The 17,168-nt window shown below is 62.4% G+C and carries 16 protein-coding genes; 8 read left to right on the forward strand and 8 right to left on the reverse strand.

Annotated features, from left to right (window positions below):
* From PMI07_RS22425 to PMI07_RS22455, 7 genes are all read left to right on the forward strand, one after another.
* A partial coding sequence (locus PMI07_RS22425) for a sarcosine oxidase subunit gamma family protein (protein WP_024164049.1) occupies window positions 1–319 on the forward strand: 319 nt, incomplete at its 5' end.
* A 300-nt stretch (window positions 320–619) separates the two neighbouring features.
* Window positions 620–1,522, forward strand: a complete 903-nt coding sequence (locus tag PMI07_RS22430) for a branched-chain amino acid ABC transporter permease (protein WP_007753059.1) — start codon at window positions 620–622, stop codon at window positions 1,520–1,522.
* Window position 1,523: 1 nt separating this feature from the next.
* Complete coding sequence (gene livM, locus PMI07_RS22435) at window positions 1,524–2,912, forward strand: high-affinity branched-chain amino acid ABC transporter permease LivM (RefSeq protein ID WP_007753063.1); 1,389 nt, start codon at window positions 1,524–1,526, stop codon at window positions 2,910–2,912.
* On the forward strand, window positions 2,912–3,778 hold the full coding sequence (locus PMI07_RS22440; protein ID WP_007753081.1) for an ABC transporter ATP-binding protein: 867 nt from the start codon (window positions 2,912–2,914) through the stop codon (window positions 3,776–3,778). The genes livM and PMI07_RS22440 overlap by 1 nt, the downstream gene beginning before the upstream one ends.
* A complete protein-coding gene (locus PMI07_RS22445; RefSeq protein ID WP_007753083.1) occupies window positions 3,778–4,506 on the forward strand; it encodes an ABC transporter ATP-binding protein in 729 nt (242 codons plus the stop codon). The genes PMI07_RS22440 and PMI07_RS22445 overlap by 1 nt, the downstream gene beginning before the upstream one ends.
* 39 nt (window positions 4,507–4,545) lie before the next feature.
* Window positions 4,546–4,899 carry a DUF6867 family protein gene (locus tag PMI07_RS22450; protein WP_007753084.1) on the forward strand — a complete coding sequence of 118 codons (354 nt, stop codon included), beginning with the start codon at window positions 4,546–4,548 and terminating at the stop codon, window positions 4,897–4,899.
* Window positions 4,900–5,037: 138 nt separating this feature from the next.
* A complete protein-coding gene (locus PMI07_RS22455; protein WP_007753085.1) occupies window positions 5,038–6,162 on the forward strand; it encodes a branched-chain amino acid ABC transporter substrate-binding protein in 1,125 nt (374 codons plus the stop codon).
* A gap of 517 nt (window positions 6,163–6,679) precedes the next feature.
* On the opposite strand, the gene PMI07_RS22460 is transcribed toward PMI07_RS22455, so the two are convergent.
* The 5 genes from PMI07_RS22460 to PMI07_RS22480 all read right to left on the reverse strand — a co-directional run bounded on the left by PMI07_RS22460 (window position 6,680) and on the right by PMI07_RS22480 (window position 13,090).
* Window positions 6,680–7,603 (reverse strand): response regulator transcription factor, encoded by a 924-nt coding sequence (locus tag PMI07_RS22460; protein ID WP_007753086.1) that lies wholly within the window; start codon window positions 7,601–7,603, stop codon window positions 6,680–6,682.
* Window positions 7,596–10,982: an ATP-binding protein gene (locus PMI07_RS22465; protein WP_024164050.1), complete on the reverse strand. Its 3,387-nt coding sequence runs from the start codon at window positions 10,980–10,982 to the stop codon at window positions 7,596–7,598. The genes PMI07_RS22460 and PMI07_RS22465 overlap by 8 nt, the downstream gene beginning before the upstream one ends.
* A gap of 121 nt (window positions 10,983–11,103) precedes the next feature.
* Window positions 11,104–11,835: an SDR family oxidoreductase gene (locus PMI07_RS22470; RefSeq protein ID WP_024164051.1), complete on the reverse strand. Its 732-nt coding sequence runs from the start codon at window positions 11,833–11,835 to the stop codon at window positions 11,104–11,106.
* Between the two features lie 131 nt (window positions 11,836–11,966).
* Window positions 11,967–12,563 carry a LysE family translocator gene (locus PMI07_RS22475; protein ID WP_007753998.1) on the reverse strand — a complete coding sequence of 199 codons (597 nt, stop codon included), beginning with the start codon at window positions 12,561–12,563 and terminating at the stop codon, window positions 11,967–11,969.
* An 83-nt stretch (window positions 12,564–12,646) separates the two neighbouring features.
* Window positions 12,647–13,090 (reverse strand): DUF488 domain-containing protein, encoded by a 444-nt coding sequence (locus tag PMI07_RS22480; RefSeq protein ID WP_155956615.1) that lies wholly within the window; start codon window positions 13,088–13,090, stop codon window positions 12,647–12,649.
* A 114-nt stretch (window positions 13,091–13,204) separates the two neighbouring features.
* Here PMI07_RS22480 and PMI07_RS22485 point away from each other — a divergent pair, with 114 nt between their 5' ends.
* Window positions 13,205–14,167 (forward strand): helix-turn-helix domain-containing protein, encoded by a 963-nt coding sequence (locus PMI07_RS22485; RefSeq protein ID WP_007754012.1) that lies wholly within the window; start codon window positions 13,205–13,207, stop codon window positions 14,165–14,167.
* A 1-nt stretch (window position 14,168) separates the two neighbouring features.
* Here PMI07_RS22485 and PMI07_RS22490 read toward each other — a convergent pair whose 3' ends face one another.
* From PMI07_RS22490 to PMI07_RS22500, 3 genes are all read right to left on the reverse strand, one after another.
* Complete coding sequence (locus tag PMI07_RS22490) at window positions 14,169–15,830, reverse strand: alpha-amylase family protein (protein WP_024164052.1); 1,662 nt, start codon at window positions 15,828–15,830, stop codon at window positions 14,169–14,171.
* Window positions 15,831–15,990: 160 nt separating this feature from the next.
* Window positions 15,991–16,647: a phytochelatin synthase family protein gene (locus tag PMI07_RS22495; RefSeq protein ID WP_007762149.1), complete on the reverse strand. Its 657-nt coding sequence runs from the start codon at window positions 16,645–16,647 to the stop codon at window positions 15,991–15,993.
* A 92-nt stretch (window positions 16,648–16,739) separates the two neighbouring features.
* Window positions 16,740–17,060: a putative quinol monooxygenase gene (locus PMI07_RS22500; RefSeq protein WP_007762145.1), complete on the reverse strand. Its 321-nt coding sequence runs from the start codon at window positions 17,058–17,060 to the stop codon at window positions 16,740–16,742.
* Between the last annotated feature and the right edge of the window lie 108 nt (window positions 17,061–17,168).

Consider the following 17,168-nt stretch of genomic DNA (forward strand, 5'->3'; position numbering starts at 1 on the left):
CGAGACGATCGCCGGCATGTTGTCCGCCATCGCCGGCGCTTCCGTCGCCGATCAGAGCGACGGCCGGGTGCTGATGGAAATCTCCGGCCCGAGCGTGCGCAAAATTCTGGGCCGCTGCGTGGCGGTCGACCTGCATCCGGAGGTCTTCGAGGAGGGGCAGTCCGCCATGATGTTGTGCTGCCATGCGACGGCGAATGTCGCCCGCACGGGCGCCGACACGTTCGAGATTATCGTACCTCGCTCGCTTGCCGGCTCGGTCTTCGAGGAGCTGATGGAAATGGGCCGTGAGCACGCGTTGACGCGCGGGTTTGCCGATTGATCCGTCAGGGCTCACCGGGGGAAGCCGGATATGGATTTGAGGTCAATTTCGGGGCGATCTTAAATTTCGCGAGCGGGGTCGTTTGGCTAATTTTTCGACAGCCGCTGCCGATTTTTTGGAATTTCCGATCTTTGTGTGGCCAGATTGTTGAGAACTGCCTCGATTTTGTCGCCCTCTCGGCTTTTTGTCTTCACATTCCTTACGAAAACGTTATGGAATGCGCAAAAGAACGTAAGAACCCGCAAGGGACAAATATACAAGAGATGCGACCGTCCTAGGATCGCATCCGGGGGAAAATATATGGAGTATTTTATCCAGCAGCTCATCAACGGGCTGACTCTTGGATCCATCTATGGCCTTGTGGCAATCGGCTATACGATGGTTTACGGCATTATCGGCATGATCAATTTTGCTCATGGCGATATTTTCATGCTTGGCGGCTTTGCCGCTCTGATCGTCTTCCTGATCGCAACCTCCTTCTTCGCCGGCATTCCCGTGGCGCTGCTTCTGCTGCTGATGCTGCTCGTCGGCATGCTGATGACGGGGTTGTGGAACTGGACGATCGAGCGGGTCGCCTACCGGCCGCTGCGGGGATCCTTCCGGCTTGCGCCGCTGATCACCGCGATCGGCATGTCGATCGTGCTGTCGAACTTTATCCAGGTGACGCAGGGGCCGCGCAACAAGCCGATCCCGCCGATGGTGACCGACGTCTTCCATCTCGGCGCGATCACCGTCTCGCTGAAGCAGGTGCTCATCGTCGTCATCACGGCGGTGCTGCTGTTCGCCTTCTGGTACATCGTCAACAAGACGCCGCTCGGCCGCGCCCAGCGAGCGACCGAACAGGATCGCAAGATGGCGGCGCTGCTCGGCGTCGACGTCGACCGGACGATCTCGATTACCTTCATCATGGGGGCAGCGCTCGCGGCCGTCGCCGGCGGCATGTACCTGATGTATTACGGCGTCGCCTCGTTCAACGACGGCTTCATTCCGGGCGTCAAGGCGTTCACGGCGGCGGTTCTCGGCGGCATCGGCTCGCTGCCGGGCGCGGTTCTCGGCGGGCTGCTGATCGGCCTCATCGAGTCGCTGTGGTCGGCCTATTTCTCCATCGCCTACAAGGACGTCGCCACGTTTGCGATCCTCGCTTTCGTGCTGATCTTCAAGCCGACCGGCATCCTCGGCCGGCCGGAAGTGGAGAAGGTGTAACATGACAGCTTCCACCGAAACGGGACATCCGAACGTGCTTGCCAAGGCGGTACGGGAAGGACTGTTTGCCGGCGTCATCTCCTTCTTCATGTTCCTGCTGTTCGTCGGCATCGAGACCTATCAGGACATCAACAACGCGCTCGTCTGGCGCACCCGCTGGGGCCTGCTGGCGATCTTCGTGGCCGTTGCGGCGGTTGGCCGCTTCCTCACCGTCGGCTTCATCAAGCCGCATCTCGACCAGCGCAAGCTCGCCAAGGCGAAGAGCGGCGTTCTCGAAATTTCCGAGAGCAAGAGCTTCTTCCACCGGCACTTCCTCAAGATCGCGCTGATCTTCCTGGTCCTCTATCCCTTCCTGTCGCTGATGATCGTCGGCAAGCAGGGATCGCTGAAATATGTCGACAATTTCGGCATCCAGATCCTCATCTACGTGATGCTCGCCTGGGGTCTGAACATCGTCGTCGGCCTCGCCGGCCTGCTCGACCTCGGTTATGTCGCCTTCTATGCGGTCGGCGCCTATTCCTATGCGCTGCTGTCCTCCTACTTCGGCTTTTCCTTCTGGCTGCTCTTGCCGATGTCGGGCATTCTCGCCGCACTCTGGGGTGTCATCCTCGGCTTCCCGGTGCTGCGTCTGAGGGGCGACTATCTCGCCATCGTCACGCTCGCCTTCGGGGAAATCATCCGCCTGGTTCTGATCAACTGGACGGATGTGACCAAGGGAACCTTCGGTATCTCGGGCATCGCCAAGGCGTCGTTCTTTGGCATCTGGTCCTTCGATACCGGCACCGCCAACAACTTCGTCAGGGCCTGGGGTCTGTCGGCATCCTCGGTCTACTACAAGGTCTTCCTGTTCTACATCATCCTGGCGCTCTGCATGCTGACCGCCTATGTCACCATCCAGCTCAGGCGCATGCCGATCGGCCGGGCATGGGAAGCTCTGCGTGAGGACGAGATTGCCTGCCGTTCGCTCGGCATCAATACCGTCACCACCAAGCTCACCGCCTTTGCGACCGGCGCGATGTTCGGCGGTTTCGCCGGCGCGTTCTTCGCCACCCGCCAGGGCTTCGTCTCGCCGGAAAGCTTTGTCTTCCTGGAATCGGCGGTGATCCTGGCGATCGTCGTTCTCGGCGGCATGGGGTCGCTCACCGGCATCGCGATCGCCGCGATGGTGATGGTCGGCGGTACCGAAGTGCTGCGCGAAATGTCCTTCCTCAAGGTCGTGTTCGGGCCGGACTTCACGCCTGAACTCTACCGCATGTTGCTGTTCGGCCTGGCGATGATCATCGTCATGCTGTTCAAGCCGCGCGGCTTCGTCGGATCGCGAGAACCGACCGCCTTCCTCAAGGAACGCAGGGCCGTCTCGGGAAGCTTTACCAAGGAGGGCCACGGCTGATGGCTCTCGGAACGACGACAATGACGAACGATACGATCCTGAAGGTCGAGCACCTGTCGATGAAGTTCGGCGGCCTGATGGCCATCAACGACCTGTCGCTGGAGGCACGGCGCGGCGAGATCACCGCGCTGATCGGCCCGAACGGCGCCGGCAAGACCACGGTGTTCAACTGCATCACCGGCTTCTACAAGCCGACCATGGGCATGCTCACGCTGCAGCGCAGGGACGGCAAGGAATTCCTGCTGGAACGCCTGCGCGACTTCGAGATCCCCAAGCTCGCCGGTGTCGCCCGTACCTTCCAGAACATCCGGCTGTTCTCCGGCCTGACGGTTCTCGAAAACCTGCTGGTCGCGCAACACAACGCGCTGATGAAGGCGTCGGGCTATACGCTCCTCGGGCTCCTCGGTTTCCCGACCTATCGCCGGGCCGTCGATGCCTCGATCGAGAAGGCGAAATACTGGCTCGACAAGGCCGATCTGACCGATCGCGCCGACGATCCCGCCGGCGACCTTCCCTATGGTGCCCAGCGGCGGCTCGAAATCGCCCGCGCCATGTGCACCAATCCGGAACTGCTATGCCTCGACGAACCGGCAGCCGGCCTCAACCCACGCGAATCGGCGGCGCTGAACACGCTCCTGCATCAGATCCGCGACGAGGGCGTGTCGATCCTGCTGATCGAGCACGACATGTCGGTGGTCATGCAGATTTCCGACCATGTCGTGGTGCTCGAATACGGGCAGAAGATCTCCGACGGCTCGCCGGACCATGTGAAGAACGACCCACGAGTGATCGCCGCTTATCTCGGCGTCGAGGATGACGAGGTGGAAGAGGTGATTGCGATAGAACTCGAGGGGGGCAATCACTGATGGCGGCCGAGAACCTTCTGAAAGTCCAGGCTGTCGAGACCTATTACGGCAATATCCGGGCACTTGCAGGCGTCGATGTCGAAGTCAACAAGGGCGAGATCGTCAGCCTGATCGGTGCCAACGGTGCCGGCAAGTCGACGCTGATGATGACCATCTGCGGTGCCCCTCAGGCCCGCGCCGGTACGATCGTCTTCGACGGCGAGGACATTACCAAGCTGCCGACGCATCTGATCGCGCGGCGCCGCATCGCTCAGTCTCCCGAAGGCCGGCGCATCTTTCCGCGCATGACCGTCTACGAGAACCTGCAGATGGGCGCCGGCCTCGACAACCTCAAATATTTCAACGAGGACGTCGAGAAGATCTTCACGCTCTTCCCGCGCCTGAAGGAACGCCAGAGCCAGCGCGGCGGCACGCTTTCGGGCGGCGAACAGCAGATGCTCTCGATCGGGCGTGCGCTGATGGCGCGGCCGAAGCTGCTCCTGCTCGACGAGCCTTCGCTGGGCCTGGCGCCGCTGATCGTCAAGGGCATTTTCGAGGCGATCAAGAAGCTCAACCAGGAAGAGGGGCTCACCGTCTTCCTCGTCGAGCAGAACGCGTTCGCGGCACTGAAGCTCTCCGACCGCGGCTATGTGATGGTCAACGGCAAGGTGACGATGAGCGGTTCCGGTAAGGAACTTCTCGCCAATCCGGAAGTGCGCGCCGCCTATCTTGAAGGTGGACGGCATTGATCGCAAAGGTTGTGTTTTTGACGACCGGAGGAATTTAGGATGCAGGGACTGTTTTTCGAAAGCGACAGCGGCGTGCGGTACCTCCTGCGTTTCCTGGTGCTGATCATCGGCTTCTGGACCGCGTGGCGGGCCGGCAAGGCTGCCGCCGAAGGCTGGAACAGCTATGTGACGGTGGTGGTCTATACGCTGTTGCTCGGCGTCGCGATGCGTTTTCTGCACTATGCGCTGTTCCAGGGGCCGTTCATCAGCCCGTTCTACTACATCCTCGACGTGGTCATCCTGCTCGCCTTTTCGAGCGCCGGATTCCGCATTCGCCGGACGCGCCAGATGGTGCAGAATTACTATTGGCTCTACGAGCCGACTTCCGCTTTCTCCTTCAAGAAGAAAGATTGACAGCCGCACTTTTCTGTCCTCAGATTGGTCCGGGTTGAAATCATAAGTAACCTAGAGTGGAACATTTCCGGCGCAGTGATGGTGGGTATTGCGCCCGGTTTCGAAAATCAGCTCACCTAAAAAATTGGGAGTAACTCGATGAAGAAGTCTCTTCTTTCCGCGGTTGCGCTGACGGCCATGGTCGCCTTCAGCGGTAGCGCATGGGCCGACATCGTTATTGGCGTCGGCGGTCCGCTTACGGGTCCGAACGCCGCCTTCGGTGCACAGCTCCAGAAGGGTGCCGAACAGGCCGCAGCCGATATCAATGCCGCTGGCGGCATCAACGGCGAAAAGATCAAGATCGTCCTCGGCGACGACGTATCGGATCCCAAGCAGGGCATCTCGGTTGCCAACAAGTTTGCGTCCGACGGCGTCAAGTACGTGGTCGGCCACTTCAACTCGGGCGTTTCCATCCCGGCTTCCAAGGAAGTCTATGCCGAAAACGGCATGCTGGAAATCACCCCGGCTGCGACCAACCCGGTCTTCACCGAGCGTGGCCTGTGGAACGTGTTCCGTACCTGCGGTCGTGACGACCAGCAGGGCGGCGTTGCCGGCGCTTACCTCGCCGACAAGTTCAAGACTGCCAAGATCGCCATCATCGACGACAAGACGCCTTATGGCCAGGGCCTTGCCGAAGAAACCAAGAAGGCCATGAACGCCAAGGGCCTCAAGGAAGTCATCCGCGAAGGCGTCAACGTCGGCGACAAGGACTTCTCGGCGCTCATCTCCAAGATGAAGGAAGCCGGCGTCACGATCATCTACTGGGGCGGTCTCCACACCGAAGCCGGTCTGATCATCCGCCAGGCCAAGGACCAGGGCCTCAAGGCGACCCTCGTTTCGGGTGACGGCATCGTCTCCAACGAGCTTGCCTCGATCGCCGGCGACGCCGTCGCAGGCACGCTCAACACCTTCGGCCCCGACCCGACGCTGAACCCGGCCAACAAGGACCTGGTTGCCAAGTTCAAGGCTGCCGGCTTCAACCCGGAAGCCTACACGCTGTATTCCTATGCAGCCGTGCAGGTCATCGCTGCCGGCATCAAGGCAACCGGCAAGGCCGACGACGCCGAAGCCGTTGCCAAGACGCTGCATGAAAAGGGTCCGTTCAAGACCGTTCTCGGCGACATCGCCTTCGACGCCAAGGGCGACCCGAAGATCCCGGGCTATATCATGTACGAATGGAAGAAGGGTCCGGACGGCAAGTACAGCTACTTCCCGCAGGGCTGAGCCGCATTCGGCCAAGCCGAATTTCAGAGGGAGCCCGGCCAAAAGCCGGGCTTCTTTGCGTTCGGCCGATCCTCGGGATAGCCGCCCGGCGGTTTTCCTCTGCCTCATGGCGCGATCGCTCCGGGGATGATTTGTGCCTGTCAGAGAAATTTCCCGCCGGTATTCCAATGCGCTAGGGCATATGGCGCCCTTTCAACGTCCCCGCAGCCGCGGGGCGGACGATAATCGTCTCCGTCATCGGATGGGAACCGGGTTCGCGAACCGGCCTCCTCCTCGGGTTTTCGGCTCGGTTCCGGTGATGGCCGACGACGTGATCGGACGAGGGCTCGGAAATCCTCTTCAAATCACGGAAGTGGCCGGGGCAGGCAGACCAAATCTACCTATACCCACATCACCCACTGCCTGCCCCATTCCCAACCATGCCGGCACCGCCGGCGTGGCCGAACGTGTTGGCGGAATCCTGCCACGCGGACCGTTCCAGCCGGCCGCCCATGGGCTTCGGGCGTTCGCCGGCTACTCACATCTCGTGCAGCACATGCGCGGCCTTGACCGCGGCCGACGCCCGGTTCTCGACGCCGAGCTTCACATAGATCTGCTCGAGATGCTTGTTCACCGTGCGGGCGGACAGTCCGAGGATATCGCCGATGTCGCGGTTCGACTTGCCCTTGGCGATCCACAGCAGCACTTCGGATTCGCGCTGGGTCAGCGGGAAATGCTGGCGCAGCACCTCGTCGTCCGGGCGTTTGTTGGCGGCCGTCAGGCGGAAGAGATGTTCGTCGGCGCCGATCGCGCCAAGGAACGAGAATTGCAGGCTCGCCTGACCGTTCTGGACGAGGGCGAAGGCGGCGTCGCGGGCAAAGCCGGGCTTGTCGCGCTCGGCCATCCAGGCGGAAATCCGGCGGGAGACGATGTCGAGCCCATCGTCGCTGTTGGTCGCCGCGTTGATCAGCCGTGTTGCCTGTGGCGTTGACCAGTGGAGCGCACCGTTTGCCTTGACGGCCAGCAGGTGGCGGCCGGCGGCATCGAGCGCCACGCGGGCGCTCTGGGCCGAACGGGCATTGGAGAGGTGCACGCGGATGCGGGCGCGCAGCTCGTCGATATTGATCGGCTTGGTCAGATAATCGACGCCGCCCGAATCGAGCGCGTTGACCACATGCTCGGTCTCGGTGAGGCCGGTCATGAAGATGACCGGCACTTGGGCGACGCCGCCATTGGTCTTGAGCTTCCGGCAGGTCTCGAACCCGTCCATGCCGGGCATCACCGCGTCGAGCAGGATGAGGTCGGGCGTGATCCGTTCGACGATGTTGAGCGCCGACTGGCCGGTCGTGGCGATCAGCACGGAGAAGCCGGATTTTTCGAGCGCCTCGGTGAGGAAGCCCAGCGTTTCGGGGCTGTCGTCCACGAGAAGGACGATGTCGCGCGGCAGAGCAGTTTCAGCCATCACTCGTCCTTTCTGCCTCAAGGCGGCTCAGGAATTTCATATAACCGGCAAGATCGAAGGCCTGCACGTAAGTGCCGAGCTCTTCCGCGAAGGGGCGGTGTTCCTCCTCCCGGGCGAGATCGGCAAGTTTTGCTTCGATACCGCGCACGTAGCCGATTTCGCCGAGCCGCAAAAGGTCCTGGACATGGTTCGTCCCCGGACTTTTGATCGGTTTCTTCGGGCCGACCACGGCGGGAAGCAAGGTTTCGTTCTCATAGACCCAGACGAGGCCCAGATGGGCGGCGAGCTTGTCCGCGAGGCTGCGGATGTCCACCGGCTTGGCGATCGCGTCACTATGGCCTTCGTCGCCGGAATGCACCGCAATCCCGTCGCCGATATTGGCTGACAGCATGACGATCGGCGCTACCTGGCCGTTTTCGCGCAGCTTGGCCACGAGCTGCCAGCCGCTCATGCCGGGCATGGAAATGTCGACTAGGAAGAGGTCCGGCTTGACGCCCTCGATCAGCGTCAGGCAGTCCGGGCCGCTGTTTGCCGTCAGCACGACGAAATCCATCGGCGAGAGCACTTCGCGCATCAGGTCGCGGTGGTCCTCGTTGTCGTCGACGACGACGATGGTGCGGCGCGGACCGGTATAGGAGACGATCTTCTTTTCGGCTGCCGGCGCCGTGTTCGGCCGCTCGATGGCGGACAGCATCAGCCGCACCTTGAAGATCGAACCTTCGCCCTTCGTGCTGGCGACCGCGATCTCGCCGCCGAGCGTGTTGGTCAAAAGCTGGGTGATGGTGAGGCCGAGACCGAGGCCGGGCATCGGCCTGATGCTCTCCGCCTCGCCGCGCTGGAAGGGTTCGTAGATGCGGCCGAGATCCTTTTCCGCAATGCCTCGGCCGGTATCGGAAATGGTGAAGGTCGCGACCTGGCTGCGATAGGCGACATCGAATTTCACCGTGCCCTCGTCAGTGAACTTGATCGCATTGGAGAGCAGGTTGACGAGGATCTGACGCAGCCGCTTTTCGTCGGTACGAACGTATTGCGGCAGGGAGCGGGCGCGTTCGTGCTCGAAGGTCAGGCCCTTGGCCTGCGCCTGCAGGCCGAACATCTCGACGATCTGGTCGAGGAAATCCTGGATGTTGATCTCGTTGGAATAGACCTGCAGCCGGCCGGCCTCGATCTTGGATATATCCAGAAGACCGTCGATCAGGCCCGACAGATGATCGGCGGAGCGCTTGATGACCTTGATCGCCGACTGGCGCGGGGCGGGGATCGTCTCGTCTCGTTCGAGGATCTGGGCGTAACCGAGCACGGCGTTGAGCGGCGTGCGCAGTTCGTGGGAGAGGCCGACGACATAACGGCTCTTGGCGCGGTTGGCTGCCTCGGCTGTCTCCTTGGCGTCCTGAAGGGCGGCGTCGGTCTTCTTGTGGGCGGCGATTTCCTTGAGTAGCAGGGTGTTCTGGCGGGAGGATTCCTCCTCTGCCACCACCCGGCTGTCATGGGCGAGCACGTAGAACCACGAGACGATGCCGGCGATGATGGCGAACACGAAGAAGACGATCAGCACCGTGCCGAAGATGACCTCCGCATTGACCGGCGTCGCCTGGCTCACCTGATAGGCGATCATGCCGAGGATCGCGCCGATCGCCGAGATCGACAGCACCGCCGTCGTCGCGTAACGCCCGAGGCGCGTCGTCAGCCGGTTGATGACGCTCTCCGGCAGGAAGGAGCGGGCGACCGCGCCGACCTGGGTGTTCAGCCGCGCATGCGGCTTGCACATGTCGTGGCAGCGGCTGTCGAGCGAACAGCAGAGCGAGCAGATCGGCGCGGCATAGGCCGGGCACCAGGCCATGTCCTCGTGCTCGAACGGATGTTCGCAGATCGAGCAGGTGATCGAGCCGACGCTTTTCCAGCTCTGGCGCGGTTTGCGGGCGAGGTAGAACTTGCCCTTGGTGGCAAAGGCGAGCGCCGGCGACAGCAGGAAGGCGATCAGCGTCACATAGGTGGCGAGGGAGGCCATCAGCGGGCCGAACAGGCCGAAATGGGCAGCGAGCGCGATCGCTGCCGAGCCGAACATCGAGCCCAAGCCCACCGGATTGATGTCGTAGAGATGGGCGCGCTTGAACTCGATGCCTTCGGGCGACAAGCCGAGCGGTTTGTTGATGATGAGATCGGCCGAGATGGTGCAGAGCCAGGCCATGGCGATGATCGAGAAGATGCCGAGCGTCGCCTCGAGCAGCCGGTAGATGCCGAGTTCCATCAGGAGCAGCGCGATCACCACGTTGAACACCAGCCAGACGACGCGGCCGGGATGGCTGTGGGTCAGCCGCGAGAAGAAGTTCGACCAGGCGAGCGAGCCCGCATAGGCGTTCATCACGTTGATCTTCAGCTGCGAGACGACCACGAAGGCCGCCATCAGCAGCAGTGCCGCCGTATCGTTCGGGATCATGTAGCCGAAGGCGGCGAAATACATATGCGCCGGATCGGCCGCCTCGCGGATCGGCACGGCGGTCGAGAGCGTCAGCACCGCCAGGAAAGAACCCGCCAGAAGCTTCGGCACGCCGACCACCACCCAGCCGGGACCGGCTAGGAAGACGGCGAAGCGGTGCCGCCATTTGCGCAGGCCCTCCGGCGGCAGGAAGCGCAGGAAGTCGACCTGTTCGCCGATCTGCGGCATCAGCGCCAGGATGACGGCCGACGCCGCGCCGAACTCTACGAGGTTGAAGGGCGCCGGACCGCCGACCTGGGCGTTGGAGTGACCGATGCCGGCAAAGGCACGCCAGAGATCGAACTTCTCCCAATCCATGAAGGCGATGAACACGAAGGGCAGGATGTTCAGGACGATCCAGAACGGCTGGGTGAGGAGCTGGAAGCGGGAGATCAGCTGCACGCCGTAGATGACCAGCGGGATCACCACCACGGCGCTGATGATATAGCCGATCCAGGGCGGGATGCCGAAGGCGAGGTCCAGCGCGCCGGTCATGATCGAGGCCTCGATCGCAAACAGCATGAAGGTGAAGCTCGCATAGATCAGCGAAGTGATGGTCGAACCGATGTAACCGAAGCTCGCGCCGCGGGTCAGCAGATCGATATCGACGCCGTGGCGGATCGCGTAGCGGCTGATCGGCCAGCCGATCACCAGCATGGCGATGGCGGCGGCGACAATCGCGAAAAAGGCGTTGGTGGTGCCATAGGAGAGCGTGATCGTGCCGCCGATCGCCTCCAGCGCGAGGAAGGAGATGGCGCCGATCGCGGTCTGGGAAATGCGGCTGGACGAAAACCGGCGGGCGCTCTTGGCGGTGAAACGGAGCGCGTAGTCTTCCAGCGTCTGGTTGGCGACCCAACGATTGTATTCACGCCGGACTGGAATGATGCGTTGCCGCGCTGCCATGCCTAATTTCTAGCACCTTTTGAGGAAAGACCGTCAATTGTGCACTTTCGGCTGTGGCGCGGCGTTTTGCAAGCAAAGTATGATGCGGTGCGGTAAATCCCCACCGCATCTATGCGCCTGATTACATCGTGCGGGTTGGGCGGATGACGATCTCGTTTGTATCCACGTCTTCCGGCTGGTCGATGACATGCAGGATGGCGCGGCCGATCGCATCCGGGGTGATCGCGATGCTGCGATAGGTCTTCATCGCGTCCACCGCGACCGGATCGGTGATCGTGCCGGCGAGTTCCGATTCCACCACGCCCGGATAGACGCAGGTGACGCGGATCTTGTCGTTCTCCTGGCGCAGCCCGTCGGAGATCGCCCGCACCGCGTATTTGGTGGCGCAATAGACCGCCGCGGTCGGCACCACGCCGAGGCCGCCGACGGACGAGATGTTGATGATCTGGCCAAAACCCTGGCCGTTCATGACCGGCAGGACGGCGGCGATGCCGTAGAGCACGCCGCGGATGTTCACGTCGATCATCCGGTCCCATTCCTCGACCTTCAGCGACGACATCAGCGACAGCGGCATCAGGCCGGCATTGTTGATGATGACGTCGATGCGGCCGAACTCGGCGAGCGCGAATTCCGCGAAGGCCTGAAAGTCCTGGCGGTCGGTGACGTCGAGCTGGCGGATGCGGACGGTGCCGCCCTGGGCGGCGATCTCTTCGGCCAGCGCTTCCAGCCGGTCGGTGCGGCGGGCGCCGAGCACCACCTTGGCGCCGGCAGCGGCGAGGGTCCGCGCGGTACCTTCGCCGATACCGCTGCTGGCGCCGGTGATAAGAACCACTTTTTCAGTGATTTGAGTCATGTTGCTGATCCTCTGTACGAGGCAGCGGCGGCATGCCGCTGCAGGCACGGGATCTATGCGCCGGATGCGCGGCCGACCGGTATCAAGCTTCTCCGCAGTTCTTGCACGATTGTCCGAGCCTGCATCTGCGGCTATTTCAAAAGCGGCCAGAGCGTCGCCACCAGCAGCAGCGCCATGACGATGTTGAACCATTTGAGCCGCACCGGATCGGACAGGAACTGCCGCAGTGCCACGCCGAAGCCGGCCCAGACGGCGACGCTCGGCAGGTTGACGACGGCGACGACGAGCGTGATCAGCACCACCGAGACGAATGGGTTCTCGGCGCTGGCATAGGCTGCCATGGCGGTCAGCGCGCCGACCCAGGCCTTCGGGTTCACCCATTGGAACGCGGCGGATTCGAGGAAGGTGAGGGGACGGGCGGCGCTCGCGCTATCGCTGGAGACGGAGCGGGACATGGCAATCCGCCAGGCGAGGTAGAGCAGGTAGGCGCTGCCGGCGATCTTCAGCGCCAAACCAAGCGGCGGATAGGCCGTCAGAAGCGCGCCGAGACCGAAGCCGACCGCGAGCAGCACCGATGAAAACCCGATGGTGATGCCGAGGATCTGCGGCACGGTGCGCCGGAAGCCGAAATTGGTGCCCGAGGCGAGCAGCATGAAATTGCTCGGCCCCGGCGATACGGAGCCGACAAGCGAGAAGAGGGCGATGGCGAGAATGGTTTCAAAGGCCATGGCAAAGGGTCTCCCGCGCGGGGAGGATGCTCCCGGCGTTACTAGGGCGTCTGGTTGTTCGGTCGGGGTGGTGGTGCGGGCTTCTAGAGGTGGCGGATGCTGAGCCTGCCGCCCCATTTGCCGTTCAGGTAATCGCAGACGAGCCGGCGGTGGCAATGATGCGGCGTGTCTTCGGAGCAAAGCAGGCAGGAACCGTCTAAGGCTTCCGGCTTCAGGTGACTTTCCACCTGACGTTCCGCCATCAGGCCCATGAAATCATTCTGGAAAATGGTCCAGTCGCCCTTCTGCTTCTTGAAGGCGGTCATGATTTCCTCGGTCGGCGCCAGCAGCGGTTCGTGCACATAACCGGCACCGCAGATCGTCTTCAGGAAGAAGGCGAGGTCGTCGGATTTGGCAAAACCGGCAAGCTGGGAGGTGTTGTGGAGGCGCACGTCCAGGACCCGTTTGACGCCGGCCGCCCTGATGCGGCCGAAGAAGTCCTCGGCGGTCGTCTTGGTGAAGCCAATCGTGGTGACCTCCATGTTCATGCGTCTCTTCTTACCGCAACGGTGTCGCTCGGGCGACGTTTTCAGAGGTGATATTCCCCCACGCAGGCCCGCCTGCCTATTGTCAATATTGACATTGTTGATAGTGTTCTTGCCATGAAGCTGCAAGTCCTCGCCCTCGACCCCGTCTTCGATACCGGTCTCTCCACGATGCTCGACGTGTTCTCGATGGCAAACGCGCTGTCGGCCATGCTGTCGCTCGAGGTGCCGACCTTTGACGTTTCGGTCATTGGCGTGCGCAAAAAGGTGAAGACGGCGCACGGGCTTGCGGTACCGATCTCGGGAAGCTTCGATCCGAAGGCCGGCGGCTGGCTGGTGGTGCCCGCGATCGCCTGCCAGATGCCGGACGTGCTGGTGCCGGCGCTTGACCGTCCCGAGATCCGTGATGCCGGAGCGGTGCTGCGCGAGGCGAAGGTGGCCGGAATGAACATCGCGGCTGCCTGCGTCGGCACGTTCGTTCTCGCCGAATCCGGTCTTCTCGACGGGGAAAAATCGACGACGAGCTGGTGGCTCGCACCGCTCTTCCGCCAGCGGTATCCCTCCGTGCAGCTCGAGGACGGGCGCATGCTGGTGAAATCCGGCTCGCTGGTGACGGCGGGCGCGGCGCTCGGCCATATGGACATGGCGCTCTGGCTGGTGCGGCAGGTGAGCCCGGAGCTGGCCGGCCTAGTGGCGCGCTATCTGATCGTCGACAACCGGCCGTCGCAGTCGGCTTACGTGATCACCGATCATCTTTCGCATGCCGACCCGCTGGTGCAGCGTTTCGAGCGCTGGGCACGCGGCAGGCTTTCGGAAGGGTTTTCGCTCGACGACGCTGCCGATGTGGTCGGCGCCAGCAAGCGGACGCTGGCGCGGCGCATGCAGCAGGTGCTCGGCAAGACGCCGCTCTCCTATTTCCAGGATCTGAGGGTCGAGCGCGCTGTGCATCTCCTGAAGACCAGCGACAAGAGCCCGGACGAGATCGCCGCGCTCGTCGGTTATGCCGACGGTGTCACGCTGCGGGCCTTGCTGCGGCAGAAGACCGGGCGGGGCGTGCGCGAGGTGAGGGCGGGAGGATAGGTCAGATTTCCTTGCGCTTCAGGAGATAATCCAGACCGCCGACCCGGAACCAGCGATAGGCATAGGCATCGAGCAGGAGCGTATGCTTGCCATTCGCCTCGGCTTTGCTGTTGCCGCCATCGGCTATATCGATCAGCTTCTCGCCGTGGTCGCCGAGACCCACGGAGAACTCCACCTCGACCGGCGTCGAATGCAGGTTGTGGACGACCAGGACCGAATTGTTGCGCCAGTCGTAGCGCAGCGCCAGTACGCCTGGGTCGCTGGTCTGCAGCGGCACGCATTCGCCCCAGCCGATTTCCGGCGCTTCCTTGCGCATGCGGATCAGGCGTTCCATCCAGTTCAGCATCGAGTTGGGGTCGCGCCGCTGGTGGGCGACGTTCAGGTGCTCGAAACCGAAGGGGCCGCCACTGATCACCGGCAGGATCGGCTTGTCGTTCTTGGTGAAGCCGCCATGCGGCTCGGTCGACCATTGCATCGGCGTGCGGGCGCAGTTGCGCTCCGGCAACGACAGGTCGTCGCCCATGCCGATCTCGTCGCCGTAGCGAATGACCGGCGTGCCGGGCAGCGAGAACATCAGGCTGTAGGCAAGCTCCAGCCGGCGGCGGTCGCCCTGCAGCATCGGCGCCAGCCGCCTACGGATGCCGCGGTCGTAGAGCTGCATGTGCTTGTCCGGGCCGAATTCCGAAAACACCTTCTGGCGCTGCTTTTCGGTCAGCCGGCCGAGATCGAGTTCGTCGTGGTTGCGCAGGAACAGGCCCCATTGGGCGGTGGCGGGACGCTCGTAGGTGTCGTGGATCGCTTTGACGAGCGGCCGGCTGTCGGCCGAGGCCAGCGCATAGAACAGCGCCTGGTTGACGTGGAAGTTGAACATCATCTGCATGCGGTCGCCGTCCTCGCCGAAATAGGCGAGGTTCTCCTTCGGCACGACATTGGCTTCGGCAAGGATGATGCTGTCGCCGAGCCGCCATTGCAGGAATTCGCGAAACGTCCGGAGCATCTCGAACTGCTCCTTCGGTTTCGTTACCTCGGCACCCTTTTCGGCGATCACGAAGGGCACCGCATCCATACGGAAGCCGGACACGCCGAGCTGGATCCAGAACCCCATGATCTTCAGGATCTCCGCCTGCACATGCGGGTTGGAAGTGTTGAGGTCCGGCTGGAACTCGTAGAAGCGGTGAAAGTAGTATTGCTTGGCCTTCTCGTCATGGGTCCAGGTGGTTTTTTGCACGCCCGGAAACACCATGCCCTCGTTGGCATTGGCCGGCTTCTTGTCGGACCAGACATACCAGTCGCGATAGGGGGATTTCGGATCGCTGCGGGCGTCCTGGAACCAGGGATGTTCGTTGGACGTGTGATTGACCACAAGGTCGATCAGCACCCTTATGCCGCGCTGCTTGGCGCCATGGGTGAATTCGACGAAATCGCCGAGCGTGCCGTAGCGGGGATCGACATTGTAATAGTCGGAGACGTCGTACCCGTCGTCGCGGCCGGGCGAGGTCTGGAACGGCATCAGCCAGATGGCGCTGACGCCGAGGCCGGAGAGATAATCGAGCCTGCGCTGCAGCCCCTGGAAATCTCCGATCCCATCGCCATTGGCATCCATGAAGGTCTCGACGGAGAGGCAATAGACGACGGCGTTCTTGTACCAGAGGTCGTTGATCACGGGCTTGAGCTCCTCGGGCGGTTGGCGGATCCGGGTGGCCAAGCGCGCGAGGCGGGGAAATGTTCCCTCCGGGGAACGAATTCAGGACACAGGAACGGTCACGACCCAAAGCGGACAGACGCGACCGTCACCTCGTCGCAAGGCGCCCAGGTTGACGCGGTCATTCGATCAGAAGCAGGCCGCGCTTCCTGTCTCCATCGAGCGTGTCCATTGCCGAGAACAACCGTTGTCGCTCGACAAGCCAGGGCTTGTAGTTCTCGTTGACATCGAGGACGAGCACCAGGTCCTCGGCCTCCAGATATCCCCCGATCGGAGAATGGTGACCGGCGCCTGCTCCAAAGATCTTTTCACGCGTGAAATTGACGATGTAGCGGCGACCCGGGTCGTTGGCGTGCTTCATATGCTCGCGGAACTCGTCGGCGGTCAGGTCGCGGAGAACCGAAACCTTCCGCTTGGTTTTCATTCGGGCGAGGTCGGCAAGTTCATCCAGCGTCAGGCCGATGATGCAGAACCCGGTCCAGCACATGCCGGTTCCGTCCAGAACCTCGGACTCGGTCGTTTCCTCCTCGCCGACGGAGCGGAGCGCGTTGGCAATGCTTGCGGGACCGCACCGCGAGCCATTCGATTGAAAGGTCACGTTCCGGCCAAAGGCCGCCGCCACGGGCAGTGTCCAGGCCCGGTCCATCAGTTCGGGAGAGCGGATGACGGACGACTGGATCGCTTCCGGCGGGACTTTTGTCTGGCCGACCACGATGAATGCCGCTCCGGCAAGCAGGCCTGCAGCGGCGATCATGCCGAAAAATAGACCGCGCTTCATTGTGAGGTCCTCGAAGCCAAGGATGATCCCGAAGAATGAACCAAAGGGGCAGGGACATCAATCCGGCAGACGAGCGTACGAACAGTTCACGGTCAGGAGTGCGGTTGTGCCGAGCGGTCGCTGCGGATCGGATGCCAGATCGAAATGTCCCGAGGCCCGGCCAGGAGACCGGCAAGGGCCGCGTGCCATGCCTGGCGATAGGGGCGCTGCAACTGCACGTCCAGGACGTCCTGATGATCCTCCCATGTCTCGTAGAGCATCACATGGTTTTCATTCTCGGGATCGGCATGCAGCACGGCATTGTGGAACATCGGCTCGTGCCGCATGGCATCGAGCACGCCGTTCAGAAGAGCCATGAAGTGGTCGCGCTGGCCTGGGAGGATATCGAAACGAATGACATAGGTGACGGGCATGGGCTGATCCTTTCGCGCTGCAAAGCTGGATCTCCGGATAGATGCCATCGGTCGTCGGGTCGATTACCTTGGAGGTCATATGTGGCGCGCGGAATGCGCCCTTGCCGT

The organism is Rhizobium sp. CF080 (genome assembly GCF_000282095.2).
Taxonomy (GTDB): Bacteria; Pseudomonadota; Alphaproteobacteria; order Rhizobiales; family Rhizobiaceae; genus Neorhizobium.